Genomic DNA, 15,391 nt, shown 5'->3' with positions numbered 1-15,391 from the left:
GCCAACAACCGGCAGGAACCCGATCCGGGAACCTTGCCACCTGAACGAAATTTCCGTGCCGCCCGGCGGGACGGACCAAGAAGGGTAAGAAAACAGCTCATGAAGTCGCAGGAGATCACAAAGCGCTGGGTGGACTTTTTTGTCAGCAAGGGCCACACGGCGGTTCCCTCCGCATCGCTGGTCTCCAGCGACCCCTCCCTGCTGTTCACGGTGGCCGGCATGGTCCCGTTCATTCCGTACCTCACTGCCCGCGAAGAAGCGCCCTACTCCCGCGCCACCAGCGTGCAGAAGTGCATCCGCACCGGCGACATCGAGGAAGTGGGCAAGACTGCCCGCCACGGCACCTTCTTCCAGATGTGCGGCAACTTCTCGTTCGGCGACTACTTCAAGGAAGACGCCATCAAGTTCGCCTGGGAGCTCCTCACCAAGAGCGTTGACGACGGCGGCTACGGCCTTGCGCCCGAACGTCTGTGGGTGACGGTCTACGAAGAGGACGACGAAGCCGAGGAACTGTGGCTGAAGAACACCGGCGTCCCGGCTGAACGCATCCAGCGGATGGGCAAGTCGGACAACTACTGGCACACCGGCCAGCCCGGACCCGCCGGCCCCTGCTCCGAGATCTACTACGACCGCGGTCCCGCCTACGGCGTTGACGGCGGCCCCATCGCCGACGAGAACCGCTACGTCGAGATCTGGAACCTGGTGTTCATGCAGTACCAGATCGAAAACGTCCGCTCCAAGGTGGACTTCGACGTCGTCGGCGAGCTGCCCAAGAAGAACATCGACACGGGCCTGGGCATGGAACGCCTTGCCATGATCCTGCAGGGCGTCGAGAACATGTACGAGACCGACCAGGTGCGGCCGGTCATCGACAAGGCCGCCGAACTGTCCGGCAGGGAATACACCTCCGCCGAAACCCCGGACGATCCCCACCACACCGACGACGTGCGCATGCGCGTGGTGGCCGACCACATCCGGTCGGCACTGATGCTGATCTCCGACGGCGTGACCCCCTCCAACGAGGGCCGCGGATACGTCCTGCGCCGCCTCATCCGGCGTGCCGTCCGTTCCATGCGCCTCCTGGGTGTGGAACAGGCCTGCCTGCCTGATCTGCTGCCCGTATCGCGCGACGCCATGAAGGGCGTCTACCCGGTGGTGGCGACCGATTTCGACCGGATCAGCCGCATTGCCTACGCCGAAGAGAAGGCGTTCCTGCGCACCATCGCGTCCGGCACCGCCCGGTTGGAAGAGGCCGTGAAGGAATCCAAAGCCGCCAATAAGCCGCTGTCCGGTGCGGACGCCTTCACGCTGCACGACACTTACGGCTTCCCCATCGACCTCACGCTGGAGATGGCGGAGGAAGCGGGACTCAAAGTGGATGAGGCGGCCTTCCGCGGCCTCATGCAGGAACAGCGCCAGCGCGCCCAGGCCGATGCCAAGGGCAAGAAGGGCGGCCACGCCGACCTCACCGTCTTCCAGGACATCCTGGCCCAGGGCGAGACGGTCTTCACCGGGTACACCGAGCTTGAGGGCGAGTCGCGCGTTCGCGGCCTGCTCAGCGCCGGCCGCCAGGTGCAGCAGGCCGCCACCGGCGACGAGATCGAACTCGTCCTGGCCGAAACCCCCTTCTACGCCGAAGCCGGCGGCCAGGCCGCCGACACCGGCCTGATCACCGGTGACGGATTCGTCGTCGAGGTCCTGGACGTCCAGCGGCCCGTGAAGGGCCTGAGTGTCCACAAGGCGATTGTCCGCGAAGGCGAAATCGGCGCTGACTCGCTGGTGCGCGCCGCCGTCGACCGTGAACGCCGCCATGCCGCTGAGCAGGCCCACACGGGCACGCACATCGTGCATGCCGCGCTGCACCAGATCCTTGGTCCGGAGGCCACCCAGCGTGGATCCTTCAACAAGGCGGGGTACCTGCGCTTCGACTTCGCCTGGGGCGAAGGCCTGAGCACCGCCACGCGGTCCGAAATCGAGGAAGTCTCCAACCTGGCCATCCGCAACAACTACGCGGTGGAAACGAAGATCATGGGGCTGGCCGAAGCGAAGGCCATGGGCGCCATGGCCCTTTTCGGGGAGAACTACGGCAGCGAGGTGCGCGTGGTGGAGATCGACGGCGCGTGGTCACGCGAGCTGTGCGGCGGCACCCACGTTGCCAACACCTCGCTGATCGGCAGCCTGTCGCTCCTGGGCGAACAGTCCGTCGGCTCGGGCAACCGCCGCGTGGAGGCTTTCGTTGGCATGGAGGCCTTCCGCCACCTTGCGGCTGAGCGTGCCCTGGTGACCGAACTGACGGACCTGTTGAAGGTCCCGTCCGGCCAGCTCGCCGACAGGATTTCCGCCACCCTGGCCAAGTTGAAGGCCACCGAGAAGGAACTGGACCGGCTCCGCAAAGAACAGCTGGCCGCTTCCGCTGCGCAGCTGGTCAACACCGCCCAGGACGCCGCAGGCGTCAAGGTGCTGGCCCACGACGCCGGCACCGTCAGCGGAGCCGACGACCTTCGCGGCCTGGCCCTTGACCTGCGCGACCGGCTCGGTTCGGCAGCTGCCGCCGTGGCTGTCGCCGGCGTCGCTAACGACCGTCCCCTGATCCTGGTAGCCACCAATGAGGCAGCCAGGGAGGCCGGCGTCAAGGCCGGTGCCCTGGTCCGGGTGGCTGCCGGTGTCCTCGGAGGTGGTGGCGGCGGCAAGGACGACGTCGCCCAAGGCGGCGGAACCGACGCCGGAAAGGTCGGCGCTGCCCTGGCAGCCGTCGTCGACGCCATTTCAAGGCGCTAACCACGTTATGACCGATCCTGTTGCTGCCGGCGGCTACCCCCGGGGCGTCAAACTGGGGGTGGACGTCGGCACCGTCCGGGTGGGCGTGGCCGTCTGCGACCGCGACTCCATCCTTGCCACGCCGTACAAGACCCTCGACCGGAATGCCAGGAAAAACTCGGACGTGCGCGTCATCGCCAAACTGGCGGAGGAACTCGGCGCGGTGCAGGTTATCGTCGGGCTGCCCAGGACGATGAAGGGCGAAGAACATGCCTCGGCCAGGATGGCCACGGACTATGCCCTCCTCCTCGCCGCGGAGTTTTCACGGCGCGGTCTCGCCGTTCCGGTGAACCTCGTGGATGAGCGCCTCAGCAGTGTCACGGCCCACCGGAACCTGCACGAAGCTGGCATGAGCAGCAGGGACCACCGTAAAGTAGTGGATCAGGTCGCGGCGGCGGGTATTCTTCAGCACGCCATCGACATGCAGAAAGCCAGGGGAGCGGATGTCGGCTCACGCGTGACAGCGCCACCCCCGTCCGTGGACCTGGGGGCCGGTGGGACGGACGAAACCGTCCGCGCCATCCCCGCAGACACGGCCCAATCTTCAGATAATGGAAGGCAACAGTGAGCCCTGCCAACATTGACGACACCTTCGGCCGGCTGGATACCGGGGCTGGGAGGCCGTTGACCCGCAAGGAACTGCGGGCACGGGAGAAGAGCCTCAATACCGGTGGCCAGGACGCCGTGCCCGAGCAGGCCTATGAAACCGGCGACGTCCCGCCGCCCCCGGCCGCACCGCCTGCGGCGCCGTCGCCCGCAGCGGCGCCCACGTTTGCTCCGCTGCCCGGCGCAGGTGATGTTCCTGCGGCACCGGAGGCACCCCCGTCCATCCAGGACGAAGAGCCCGCAGGTCCTACCCACACGGACCCTTTCGACGGCGACGCTGCCGCCCCGGACGCCCCTGCGCCCCTTGGACATCACGACGACGTCCCGCACCATGGCAACGTCGGCGGCCATGGCGCCGTCGGACACCATGACGCTGTCACGCTTCATGACGATGTGCACCATGAAGCCGCCCTGCACCACGACGCCGTCGGGCACCAAGACCATGTGCACCATGAAGCGGACCTGCACCACCCGGACCTGCACGACTACCAGGAAGTGGACGACGACCATGTCCACCACGCCGCCGGATACCACGACGATGCCCACGTGGACGCGCCGCACCACGATGTCCACCACCACGACGCGGACCATGGATTGCTGCCCGGCTCATCGGCAGCCCAGGTAGTGCCGCGCCCCTCGAAGAAGGTCCGGCGCCGGCGCAGGCTGCTCGCCCTGTTCCTGACCCTTGCCGTTTTTGTGGCGGCTGTGGCCGTGGGAGCCCAGTTCCTCAAGCCACTCCTGGGCAACGGCAAGCCTTCGGACTTCCCGGGTCCCGGATCGGGTGAGGTCCGGATCACGGTGGCAAGCGGCGAGGGAACCCGATCTGTCGCCACGGAACTGGAGAACCAGCGCGTCGTGGCCAACGCCGACACGTTCATGCAGGCGTTCCATGCCTCCGGCGGCACATTGTCGCCGGGCGACTACACCTTCAAAACCGAGATGAAGAACGCGGACGCGGTCAACATCCTGGCGGGCAAGGACAAGACGAAGGTCATCTACTTCGCCCTTAGCGCGGGCCTCAGGATTGGCGAATCGCTGCAGGCGATCTCGGAGGGCTCGGGGATTTCCGTGCAGCAGCTGCAGTCCCTCAGCAACCAGCCCGCACAGTTTGGCCTGCCCGCCAACGCCAAGAACCTCGAAGGCTACCTGGCACCGGGTGAGTACCGTTTCCCGCTGGGAACCCCGGCCAAGGACATCCTGCAGGCGCTGGTAAAGTCCACTACCGATGAACTCGTGTCGCAGGGCATCACGGACCCCGCCAAGCAGTACCAGGCCGTTATCGTGGCCAGCATTGTCCAGGCCGAGGGCGGACAGGCAGACTACGGTGACGTGGCGGGCGCCATTTACAACCGGCTCAAGCCCAATGACCAGACCGGTGGCTTTCTTCAGGTTGACTCCGCCGTCACGTACGGCCTTGGCACCCGGAGCTTCAACTTCACGGACGAGCAGCGCCAGGACAAGTCCAACCCCTACAACACCTACGCCAATCCGGGGCTGCCGCCGGGACCCATCGGTTCTCCCGGCAAGACCGCCATCGATGCGGCCGCCCGGCCCAAGGCCAATGACTACCTGTACTGGGTGACCATCAATTTGGACACCAAGGAAACCAAGTTCGCCAAGACACTGGCTGAACACAACGCGTACGTCGAGCAGTACAACGCGTGGTGCCAGGCCAACGCGGGCCGCTGCACATGACTTTGCGGGCTGCCGTGCTGGGCCACCCGATCAGCCACTCGAAATCCCCGGCGCTGCATCTCTCGGCATACGGGCAGCTGGGTGCGGGCATCAGCTACACGGCCATCGACGTCACAGAGGAGTTGCTGCCGTCCTTCATGCGCCAGATCCGGCACCAGCCGGGCTGGCGCGGGCTCTCCGTCACGATGCCGTTGAAGACGGCGATGCTCCAGGAAGTGGACGAGGTACGGGGAGTCGCGCAGACCCTGGGCGTGGTGAACACCGTTACCTTCGAGGACTCAGCCGGCGGCATCAGGACGGTGGGCTCCAACACGGACGTTGCCGGGATCGTCAACGCCCTGTGCCATGCGGGCACCCCCGCAGCACCAACGGCTGTCATCCTTGGTGGCGGCGGGACCGCTGCATCGGCCATCGCTGCCCTGAAGGAACTGGGCACCCGAACGGTGCAGGTCTTCGTCCGCGATGCCTCACGCACAGCAGATGTCCGTGCAGCCGCGGACAGCCTGGGAGTTGCCCTGGAGGTCCGCCCCCTGGCTGGAGCCGCGCGCCCCACGTCGGAAGCCGACGTCGTGATTTCCACCCTGCCGCCCCGTGCGGCAGACGGACTCGCAGCCGAAGTGGCCGCCTTGAAAGCTCCGACGCCCGGCGTGCTGCTGGATGTTGCCTACGATCCGTGGCCCAGCCTGGTTGCCTCGGTATGGCAGGCCGGCGGTGGCCGCGTGGTGCCGGGGCTGGAGATGTTGCTTTACCAGGCAGTGGAGCAGGTGCGGCTCTTCACCCGTCGCGGGGAAGACGTTAATGCAGCTGTCATAGATGTGATGTGTGACGCAGTCGGCCTTGCCCGGCGGGCGTTCTGACCGCCCTACGTGGCAGGATGGAAATTATGCGTTGGTTGACTGCCGGTGAATCCCATGGTCCGGCTCTGATGGGAATTATTGAGGGCGTCCCCGCCGGTGTGGAAATCACCAGCGGGCACATCGCAGACTCCCTGGCCCGCCGCCGCCTTGGCTACGGCCGCGGTGCGCGGATGAAGTTCGAGCAGGACGTGGTCACCATCCTCGGCGGTGTCCGGCACGGCATCACCCAGGGCGGCCCCGTTGCCATCCAGGTGGGAAACACCGAATGGCCCAAATGGGAGCAGATCATGTCCGCCGACCCGGTGGCCCCCGAACTCCTCGCCGACCAGGCGCGCAACGCGCCCCTGACGCGTCCCCGTCCGGGGCACGCGGACTTCACCGGCATGCAGAAGTACGGCTTCGACGAAGCGCGTCCGGTGCTGGAACGCGCCAGCGCGCGGGAGACCGCCACCCGGGTGGCGCTGGGCACCGTAGCGGCGCAGTTCCTCAAGCACCTCGGCATTGAGCTCGTCAGCCACACCGTGTCCATTGCCAGCGTGACGGTGCCCGAAGGCCGTCCGTTGCCCGTACCGGGCGATGTCATTGCCCTGGATACCGACCCCCTGCGCTGCTTCGACCGTGACACGTCGAACGCCATGGTGGCCGAGGTGGACGCCGCGCACAAGGAAGGCGAAACACTGGGCGGCGTGGTGGAGGTCCTTGCCTACGGCCTCCCGCCGGGACTTGGCAGCTACGTGCACTGGGACCGCCGGCTGGACGCCAGGCTTGCTGCGGCCCTCATGGGGATCCAGGCCATCAAAGGCGTGGAGGTGGGCGACGGCTTCCTCACCGCAGCCCGCCGCGGTTCTGCCGCCCATGACGAGATCGTCCGCGACGGCGGCGGCCGGATTGTGCGCGCCAGCAACCGTGCCGGCGGCATCGAAGGCGGCATGAGCATCGGGGATGTCCTCCGCGTCCGTGCAGCCATGAAGCCCATCGCCACCGTGCCGCGTGCCCTGCGGACTATCGACGTCAGCACCGGTGAACCCGCCAAGGCCCACCACCAGCGCTCGGACGTTTGTGCAGTCCCGGCCGCCGGCGTGGTGGCCGAGGCCATGGTGGCCCTGGTCCTCGCCGAGGCCGTCATCGAAAAGTTCGGCGGTGACTCAGTGGCGGAAACCGCACGCAACATCAAGGGTTACCTGGACAACATCCCGGCATCCCTGGACTCGATCGGCCAGTAGTGCTCCACCGCAGCAGTACCGGATCTGTCGGCGACCGGCCGATTGTGCTCATCGGCCCCATGGCCGTGGGCAAATCGGCCATCGGCCAGCTGCTGGCGCAGCAGCTGGGCGTCCGGTTTGTCGACACGGACGCCGTGATCGTTGCCGGGCATGGATCCATCGCCGAGATCTTCGCGGGCCGCGGTGAACACGCCTTCCGGGAAATTGAGGCGCGGACCGTCGCCCGCGCCGTTGAGGAAGCCGAAGGGACACCCACTGTTATTTCGCTCGGCGGGGGAGCGGTGCTCGACTCGGGGACGCAGCAGCTGATCAGCCACTGCACCGTCGTGTACCTGGAGTGCGACGCCGACACCGTCGCCGACCGGATTGCCCGGAACTCCGGCCGGCCGCTCCTTGCCGGCGACGCCATGGGCCGCTGGACAGCAATGTTCGCCACCCGCAGGCCGGTCTACGAGAAGCTGGCCGACATCACCCTGGACGTCCGCCATGGCTCGATACCCGAGCTCGGCGGCCGGCTGGAAGCAGCACTGCGGAACCACGCAGCTGCCAAACAGGAAGTTGAAAAGTGAACACCCAATCAACAGTCATCAACGTCACCGGCGAGGGTGCCGGCAACAACTACGGCGTCGTCGTCGGGCGCGGCCTGCTTGGTGACCTTCCCGCGCTGCTCGGGGAGCGCGTCCGCCGGGTCCTGGTGATCCACCCCCGCGCCCTGCGCCTCACCGGCGACACCGTCCGCGATGAACTCGCAGCCGCCGGTTTCACCTCCCTCACCGCCGAAATCCCGGACGCCGAAGAAGGCAAGCACATCCAGGTGGCAGCTTTCTGCTGGCAGGTCCTGGGCCAAAACGACTTCACCCGCTCGGACGCCATCGTCGCCGTCGGCGGCGGGGCAGTGACCGACCTGGCAGGCTTCGTCGCCGCCACCTGGCTGCGGGGGGTCAAAGTCATCCACATGCCCACCAGCCTGCTGGGAATGGTGGACGCGTCCGTGGGCGGCAAGGCCGGCATCAATACCGCGGAGGGGAAGAACCTCGTCGGCGCCTTCCACCCGCCCGCCGCCGTCCTGGCGGACCTGGACACCCTGGACACGCTGCCGAAGAACGAGATCATTTCCGGACTGGCCGAGGTGATCAAGTGCGGCTTTATTGCCGATCCCGCCATTCTTGACCTGGTGGAAAAGGACCCGGCCACCGTGGTTGACCCGCGCTCCGACGTGCTCCGGGAACTCATCGAGCGGGCTATCGCCGTCAAGGCGAAAGTTGTTTCCGAGGACCTCAAAGAGTCCGGGCTGCGGGAAATCCTGAACTACGGACACACCCTGGGACACGCCATCGAACTGGTGGAACGGTATTCCTGGCGGCACGGCGCCGCCGTGTCCGTGGGCATGATGTTCGCAGCGGAACTTGCCCGCAGCGTGGGCCGGCTCAGCGATACCGACGCCGACCGGCACCGGAGCATCCTGGAAGGCCTTGGGCTCCCGGTCACCTACCGGCGGGACCGTTGGCAGGGCCTGCTGGACGGGATGCGGCGCGATAAGAAATCCCGCGGCGACCTGCTGCGCTTCGTGGTGCTTGACGGCATCGCCAAACCGGGGATCCTCGACGTCCCGGACACCTCGCTGCTGTTTGCGGCCTACCAGGAAATTGCCTCCTGATGCAGGGCAACATGAGCGGAACCTCCGACTGGCCCGAGGCCGGCTTCCCGGGTATCCGGATCAATCCGGACACGCTGCTGCCCCAGGTCGTCAACGAGGACGCGGTGCGGGAGGCGTTGGCCGCCTCCACCGACCCCGCTGACCACATCTTCGTGCTGCTGGTTGAGGGCCACGCGTCCGAAGCTGCCGAACTGCTGGCCGAGGCACGCTTCAAGGACCCGGAATCATTCCTGCTCCGTGTGTTCGAAGCCGAGGTGCTCAGCGTCAGCCACCGCATGGACCGTGCCATTGGGTTGTTCCGGCAGCTCCTGGCTGAGGCGCACGGCACGCCGCGGGAGGCCCTGGCCCTGCTGTACCTGGGCCGCACGCAGTACGCAGCCGGCCAAACCTCCGCGGCGGTGGAGTCCTTCTCCAGGGCGCTTGACCTGGGGGTGGCGCAATCGGCGGATGCCGCCCAGATCTATTCCTCCACGGTGGCCCTCCAGCGTGCCAGGGACGTCCTGGACCTGGCCTGCTGAGCCGGCCGGCAGCGCCGGCGGAAAGGCCCGCTCCGATTTACCGGTAGAATGGTTGTGGAATTTTTGCATCCACGCGATTTTTGACAAACACGTGCAGGCGGGCCGTTGTGGCGTGCCCGCCCGGCATACAGCATCTGACCACGCGGCCAGACAAAGAAACCAGAGGAAACCAGTGGCAACCACTAACGACATTAAGAACGGAACGGTCCTGAAGCTTGAGGGCCAGCTCTGGAACGTCATCGAATTCCAGCACGTCAAGCCCGGCAAGGGCGGCGCCTTTGTGCGGACCAAGATGCGCAACGTGATGTCCGGCAAGGTTGTTGACAAGACCTTCAACGCCGGGCTCAAGATCGAGACGGCCACCGTGGACCGCCGCGACTACCAGTACCTGTACCAGGACGGTGCGGACTTCGTCTTCATGGACACCTCCGACTACGACCAGATCACCGTCTCCGGTGCCACGGTGGGCGACGCCACCAACTTCATGCTCGAGAACCAGATGGTCAACATTGCCATCCACGACGGCAACCCCCTCTACATTGAACTGCCGCCGAGCGTCGTCCTCGAAATCACCTACACCGAGCCGGGCCTGCAGGGTGACCGCTCTTCCGCGGGTACCAAGCCCGCCACGCTGGAGACCGGCTACGAGATCCAGGTTCCGCTGTTCATCGAGAACAACACCAAGGTCAAGGTGGACACCCGCGACGGCAGCTACCTGGGCCGGGTCACTGAGTAGTGAGCGCCCGCGGTAAAGCCCGCAACAGGGCACTGGATGTTCTTTTCGAGGCGGAGCAGCGCTCCGTTTCGGCGTTCGACGTGCTTCGTGCGCGCCGGGAAAAGACCGACCAGGTGGTCAACCCCTACACCCTGGAAATCGTCGAAGGCGTGCTTTCCCAGCAGGCAGCCATTGACGAGTTCCTGGAGACGTACTCGCAGGGCTGGAGCCTGGAGCGGATGCCGTCCGTAGACCGCATCATCCTGCGCATCGGCACCTGGGAGCTGCTCTACAACGACGACGTCCCCGACGGCGTGGCGGTCAGTGAGGCCGTCGCGCTGGCCAAGACGTTGTCCACGGACGAGTCGCCGCAGTTCATCAACGGCCTGCTGGGCCGGCTGCAGCAGCTGAAGCCTTCGCTGCTCGCGTAGCCTTTCCACCACGCAACAGGGCCCCGCCATCTGAACTGGTCCCCGAAAGTTGGACTCGCAAATGCGATGTATCCACCTTAGCGGCCAGCGATCGGCTCTTCGCAGAAGTCCCCGTCCCATTTTGAACTGCTCCCCGGAAGTTGGACTGACTAAATAAGAGCCTAAGCCGCGAGGGTCTGGGTCCGGTATTGCACCGGGCTCAGGCCCTTGAGCTTTGTCGAGATTCTTTCGGTGTTGTACCAGCGGATGTATTCGTGCAGTGCCCCTGCCAAGGCGTCGGTGCTGAGGTATCGCACGTGGTGGAAGAGCTCTTCCTTAAGGTGGCCGAAGAAGTTTTCCATCACGGCGTTGTCGTAGCAGTTGCCCTTGCGTGACATCGACTGGCTCGCGCCGGCTTCCTGTAAGAGTTTTCGCCACGAGACGTGCTGGTACTGGAAGCCCTGGTCCGAATGCACGAGTGGCTGCTGGTTATCCTCAAGGCAGGCAAGGGCCTGGCGCAGCGAATTATTGGTGAGCTCCAGATTCGGAGACGGGCTGATCGAGTAGGAGATGATCTGCCGGTCGAAAAGATCCATAACCGGCGAAAGGTAGAGCTTACGGTCGCCGACGCTGAACTCCGTCACATCCGTTACCCACTTCCGGTTCGGGGCATCAGCCTCGAACTCCCGGTTCAACACGTTCGGAGCAACCCGGCCCTGCCCGCCCTGGTAGGAGTTATAACGCTTCTTCCGCCGGACCTTGCACACCAGATTCAGGGACCGCATGAGCTTCAGAACGGTCTTTTTCGCGACCGTCCACCCTTGCTTGACCATCTCGGTGTGGACCCGCCGGTGCCCGTACCGGCCATGGTTCTTCTCGAAAATTTCCCTGACAGCGGCCTTGATGAACTCCTGCGGATCAGGGCCTTGGATGCGTGCCTGATGATAGAAGAACGTCGATCTGGCAAGAGATGCTGCCTGCAGCAGGACCGGAAGCGGGAAGTCAGCCTTGAGAGCGATGAGGGCTTGGACCTTCACCGTCGTTCCTGCGCCCTCAAGGCCCGCAATTTTCCCAGGTAAGCCACTTCCGCCCGCAACCGTTCGTTCTCCCGCCGTAACCGCTCCAGTTCCGATACCTCGGCCGGCTGCGGGGCATCAGGTGCCTTAGGCCTGCCCTTGGACTTGGGACGTAATGCGTCCGGGCCCTCGCGGCGATACGCCCGGGCCCACGTCTTCAGTAGCGTGGGCGAGGACAAACCCACCTCCGCCGCGAGATCCGGGGCAGTCTCACCGGCGATAAACCGTTCAACCAGCGCGAGCTTGAATTCGAACGAGTACACCTGTTTCGTCGGCTTGGCCACCAGCGCTCCTCGACCATGGATCTTCCACCGCCGATAGAGAACCCTTATCGGCGGGCGGGACACCCCTAGCAACGTCGCCGCCGCACTATCCGCGATGCCCTTCTCAAACCACGCTACAGCGGCCTCACGTTGAACCTCAGACAACGAACTACGTGCATGCATAAAACTGCTCCCCGGAAGTCGGAACTGAATTTCTCAGTCCAACTTCCGGGGAGCAGTTCATTTGGGGCGGGGACTTCTGCGTGTTTGTACTACCTGCCAAGCGAAGGGGTACGAGAGCTGCACCTGGGTTTAGCCCGTTCATTGACCTTCATGCCGTATTCGTGGATCGTTTGGTCCATGAGCCGGGGGACGCGAATCGCTTTGTCTTTGATGGTTTCCGTGTTGGTGCTGGCGGGCATTTTTGCCGGCGTCCGGCTATGGAACGTCCATCAACAGACATCGGACTGGGTCCTGTCGCCCAAGGAAGTTCCGTCCAAAGTGCACTTTGCCGACCGCGAATATAACTGTGGTCCCAACCCACAGCCCGCCGAACACGATGTATCCGCCCTAACCTCTCAAGGCAGGACAGCCGGAGGGGGCGAGATATTTGCTCAGGAGCCTTCTGCCGAAGCCAGAGTGTTTATCGTCGTGCAGACAGGCAAGGGCGCGTTCGGCTGCGGTCTAATGGGGGGACCCTAGTCCAGCTGTGCTTCTAATTGGGACCTAAGCCGCAAGCATCTGAGCACGGTACTGTGCCGGGCTCAAGCCCTTGAGCTTGGTGGAAATTCTTTCGGTGTTGTACCAGCTGATGTATGCGTGCAGCGCTGATGCGAGTGCGTCGGTGTTGAGGAACCGGACGCGGTGGAAGAGCTCTTCCTTCAGGTGTCCGAAGAAGTTCTCCATGACGGCGTTGTCGTAGCAGTTGGCTTTGCGTGACATTGATTGGACGGCGCCGGCGTTCTCCAGGAGTGTGCGCCAGGAGTTGTGCTGATACTGGAACCCTTGGTCTGAGTGGACGAAGGGTTTCTCCCCGTTCTCCAGCGTGGCCAAGGCGCCGCGCAATGAGGAGTTGGTCAGTTCCAGGTTGGGCGAGGTCCCAATGGCGTAGGAGATGATCTGCCGGTCGAACAGGTCCATGATCGGTGAGAGGTAGAGTTTCCTGTCGCCGACGCTGAACTCGGTCACATCGGTAACCCACTTCTGGTCTGGGGCGTCCGCGTCGAACTGGCGTTTCAGCAGGTTCGGGGCCACGATGCCATGCTCGCCCTGGTAGGAGTTGTACCGCTTCCTGCTTCGGACCTTGCAGACCAGCCGGAGGGAACGCATCAGCTTTAGAACCGTCTTCTTGGCGACCGTCCATCCTTGCTTCAACAGTTCAATATGGATCCGGCGATGCCCGTACCGGCCGTGGTTCTTCGTAAAAATGTCAGTGACAGCGGCCTTCAGGGACGCCCGTGGATCGGGGCCATTGAGTTTGGCTTGGTGGTAGAAGAACGTGGACCGGGCTAACCCGGCCACGTCCAGCAGAACCTCTAATCGGTGCTCAGCCTTGAGAGCGATGACAGCGCGAACCTTTAGCGCTGTTCCCTGTCCCTCAAGGCGTTTACTTTTCCCAGGAAAGCAACCTCTGCACGAAGGCGTTCGTTCTCACGTCGCAGCCGCTGCAGCTCCGGTTCCTGCCGCGGGGTATCTGGGTTCTTCCTTGGGCGGCCTTTAGGTTTCGGACGGAGGCCTTCCTCGCCCTGAGCCCGGTACCGCATCGCCCACACGGCTATCAGGTGTGGCGAGGATAGTTCGAGCTCTTTGGCCAGTGCGACCCTGGTCTCGCCGGAGATATATCGCTGCACGGCGTTGAGCTTGAGCTCGAATGAATACACGCGGTTGCCTGGTTTGGTCACAAGAGCAGTATCTCCACGAACGCGCCATCTGTCGTGCAACCGGAGGATCGGCTTCCGACCCACCCCGAGCCTGGTTGCTACAGCTCTGGAGCCCCACCCGATCTCAAACAGCGCCACCGCGGCCTCGCGCTGTTCCTCGGACAACGAACTTCTTCCATGCATAAAACTGCTCCCCGAAAGTCAGAACTGATTTCTCAGTCCAACTTTCGGGGAGCAGTTCAATCCGGCGGGGCCCTGTTGCGTGCAAGCGGTTCACATCATCCGGCCACTGCCGCCCTCAGGGACACGATCCGCTGGAGCTGCTGCCTTTCCTCGGCCTGGTGCAGCGGAACATCGCGTCCGCTCAGGATCCGCTGGCGGGTGTTGGCAAGCTGGGTGGCCGCCTTCACGAACTGCTTCATCTGCCGCTTCCTGCCCGAACCCGCAGCCCATGCCAGGACCATGCGCCTGCCGCCGCGGGTGGCCAGCAGCTGGACTTCCGCGGGCGTGAACCATCCCGCAGCGGAATACTCCATCAGCCGCTGCCGGGTGAGGCGGTTTTCGGCCACCCGCAGGAAGATGATGCCGCCCACTGCCAGCACGAAGATCGGTACCTGGACCATGATGTAGTCCAGCAGGAAGCCGCCGCCCATGCTGTTCCACCTGTTGTGCAGGAACATGGCCGGCAGCAGTCCCACGAAGAAGGCGCCGATCGAGGCGCCCGTGTGCCAGCGCCTGGCAGCGAAGCCCATGACCAGGCCTGTGGTGCCGGTGAAAATCGCATGGGCGAAGGGGGACATGACACCGCGGAGGAAGAACACCTGGGCGAAGTCGCTGGCCGGGGATGCCGATTCCGCGATGGCCCTGCCGAAGTAGAGGATGTTTTCGGTGAAGGCGAAGCCGCCGGCGATGGTGAAGGCAATCACCACCCCGTCCACGGGACCGTCGAATTGCCGGCGCGCCGCGAGGAGGAGGATGAGCAGGCCAAGGGACTTAGCGAACTCCTCGACGATGGGGGCCTGGACGGTGGCCATGTAGGTCTGCAGGTCTGGTTCGTCGGTGAACTGGAAGGCGATCACGAAGAACGGCTGGATGAGCAGGGTCACGGCAACGGACACCGCCGCACCCCACGTGAAGGCAAAGAACAACAGCCGCTTGGGTTCCGGTTCCCACCTGTCGATGATGTGGACCGCAGCCAGGACCACCGACAGCGGGACCAGCGATGCCAGGAAACCAATCAGGAAACCGGCGGCGCCGGTGTTGGACAGCAGGAACGGCACCACCAGGAAAAGGCTCAGGAAAGCAAGCACGCCGCCCGCAACCGTCAGGCCCGCCAGCCCGCTGCGGGTCCGCGATGCCCGCAGCGCGGCTTCCTGCGCCTGCGGCGGCACCACTGCAGCCAGCGGGTGGCCCTGGTGTCCGGGGGCGGCGCGGTAGTATTCGGGCTGCACCTGTCCCATCCAGCTGGGATTGGCCTGCCGGGGCAGGGGGCCGGTGGGCCTGCGGTAGGGGTCGTCGGGGAGGCCGGAGGAAGGCTGCTGCGGATACATCGGCATATCCGAAAGCCTAAGCGGGGGCCACCACACCACAAAGGAGCGGGCCTCCCGCGCCGTTCGGGTGTGACCAGTACCGCGTCACCCGGGGACCGGCCGGGCAGGGACCGTGTGGTAATTT

Annotated in this window: 15 protein-coding genes; 10 read left to right on the top strand and 5 right to left on the bottom strand. The window is 64.8% G+C overall.

The genetic code is table 11. From position 1 onward, the window contains the following. The first annotated feature begins 99 nt into the window (after window positions 1–99). The 10 genes from alaS to nusB all read left to right on the top strand — a co-directional run bounded on the left by alaS (window position 100) and on the right by nusB (window position 10,519). A complete protein-coding gene (alaS, locus tag LDO86_RS10625; protein ID WP_018769321.1) occupies window positions 100–2,778 on the top strand; it encodes an alanine--tRNA ligase in 2,679 nt (892 codons plus the stop codon). A 7-nt stretch (window positions 2,779–2,785) separates the two neighbouring features. Next, the gene (ruvX, locus tag LDO86_RS10620; protein ID WP_018769320.1) at window positions 2,786–3,385 is read left to right on the top strand and encodes a Holliday junction resolvase RuvX; all 600 of its coding nucleotides are present in this window, start codon (window positions 2,786–2,788) and stop codon (window positions 3,383–3,385) included. Continuing rightward, window positions 3,382–5,118 carry an endolytic transglycosylase MltG gene (gene mltG / locus LDO86_RS10615; RefSeq protein ID WP_018769319.1) on the top strand — a complete coding sequence of 579 codons (1,737 nt, stop codon included), beginning with the start codon at window positions 3,382–3,384 and terminating at the stop codon, window positions 5,116–5,118. Before ruvX ends, mltG begins: the two co-directional genes overlap by 4 nt. Continuing rightward, a complete protein-coding gene (locus LDO86_RS10610) occupies window positions 5,115–5,975 on the top strand; it encodes a shikimate dehydrogenase (RefSeq protein ID WP_224083974.1) in 861 nt (286 codons plus the stop codon). Before mltG ends, LDO86_RS10610 begins: the two co-directional genes overlap by 4 nt. Window positions 5,976–5,998: 23 nt before the next feature. Then, window positions 5,999–7,198 (top strand): chorismate synthase, encoded by a 1,200-nt coding sequence (gene aroC / locus LDO86_RS10605; RefSeq protein ID WP_026265774.1) that lies wholly within the window; start codon window positions 5,999–6,001, stop codon window positions 7,196–7,198. Further along, on the top strand, window positions 7,198–7,767 hold the full coding sequence (locus LDO86_RS10600; protein ID WP_224083973.1) for a shikimate kinase: 570 nt from the start codon (window positions 7,198–7,200) through the stop codon (window positions 7,765–7,767). Before aroC ends, LDO86_RS10600 begins: the two co-directional genes overlap by 1 nt. After that, window positions 7,764–8,855, top strand: a complete 1,092-nt coding sequence (gene aroB, locus LDO86_RS10595) for a 3-dehydroquinate synthase (protein ID WP_018769315.1) — start codon at window positions 7,764–7,766, stop codon at window positions 8,853–8,855. Before LDO86_RS10600 ends, aroB begins: the two co-directional genes overlap by 4 nt. Next, entirely contained in the window at window positions 8,855–9,373 is a 519-nt protein-coding gene (locus LDO86_RS10590; RefSeq protein WP_018769314.1) for a hypothetical protein, read from the top strand. Before aroB ends, LDO86_RS10590 begins: the two co-directional genes overlap by 1 nt. Before the next feature lie 172 nt (window positions 9,374–9,545). After that, window positions 9,546–10,109 (top strand): elongation factor P, encoded by a 564-nt coding sequence (gene efp, locus LDO86_RS10585; RefSeq protein WP_018769313.1) that lies wholly within the window; start codon window positions 9,546–9,548, stop codon window positions 10,107–10,109. Then, window positions 10,109–10,519, top strand: coding sequence for a transcription antitermination factor NusB (gene nusB, locus LDO86_RS10580; RefSeq protein ID WP_018769312.1), 411 nt, complete (start codon window positions 10,109–10,111; stop codon window positions 10,517–10,519). Before efp ends, nusB begins: the two co-directional genes overlap by 1 nt. Before the next feature lie 161 nt (window positions 10,520–10,680). Here nusB and LDO86_RS10575 read toward each other — a convergent pair whose 3' ends face one another. The 5 genes from LDO86_RS10575 to LDO86_RS10555 all read right to left on the bottom strand — a co-directional run bounded on the left by LDO86_RS10575 (window position 10,681) and on the right by LDO86_RS10555 (window position 15,273). Then, window positions 10,681–11,535 (bottom strand): IS3 family transposase, encoded by an 855-nt coding sequence (locus LDO86_RS10575; RefSeq protein ID WP_018772269.1) that lies wholly within the window; start codon window positions 11,533–11,535, stop codon window positions 10,681–10,683. Then, a complete protein-coding gene (locus LDO86_RS10570) occupies window positions 11,532–11,858 on the bottom strand; it encodes a transposase (protein ID WP_018772270.1) in 327 nt (108 codons plus the stop codon). Before LDO86_RS10570 ends, LDO86_RS10575 begins: the two co-directional genes overlap by 4 nt. Before the next feature lie 705 nt (window positions 11,859–12,563). Next, entirely contained in the window at window positions 12,564–13,364 is an 801-nt protein-coding gene (locus tag LDO86_RS10565; protein ID WP_263422050.1) for an IS3 family transposase, read from the bottom strand. Window positions 13,365–13,414: 50 nt separating this feature from the next. Then, on the bottom strand, window positions 13,415–13,882 hold the full coding sequence (locus tag LDO86_RS10560; RefSeq protein ID WP_224083972.1) for a helix-turn-helix domain-containing protein: 468 nt from the start codon (window positions 13,880–13,882) through the stop codon (window positions 13,415–13,417). Between the two features lie 113 nt (window positions 13,883–13,995). Then, on the bottom strand, window positions 13,996–15,273 hold the full coding sequence (locus LDO86_RS10555) for a PrsW family intramembrane metalloprotease (protein ID WP_224083971.1): 1,278 nt from the start codon (window positions 15,271–15,273) through the stop codon (window positions 13,996–13,998). Window positions 15,274–15,391 lie beyond the last annotated feature (118 nt).

Source organism: Arthrobacter sp. StoSoilB19, from assembly GCF_019977275.1.
Classification (GTDB): Bacteria; Actinomycetota; Actinomycetes; order Actinomycetales; family Micrococcaceae; genus Arthrobacter.
The sequence above is the reverse complement of the archived record's forward strand: the minus strand, read 5'-3'. Positions and strand labels throughout refer to the sequence as shown.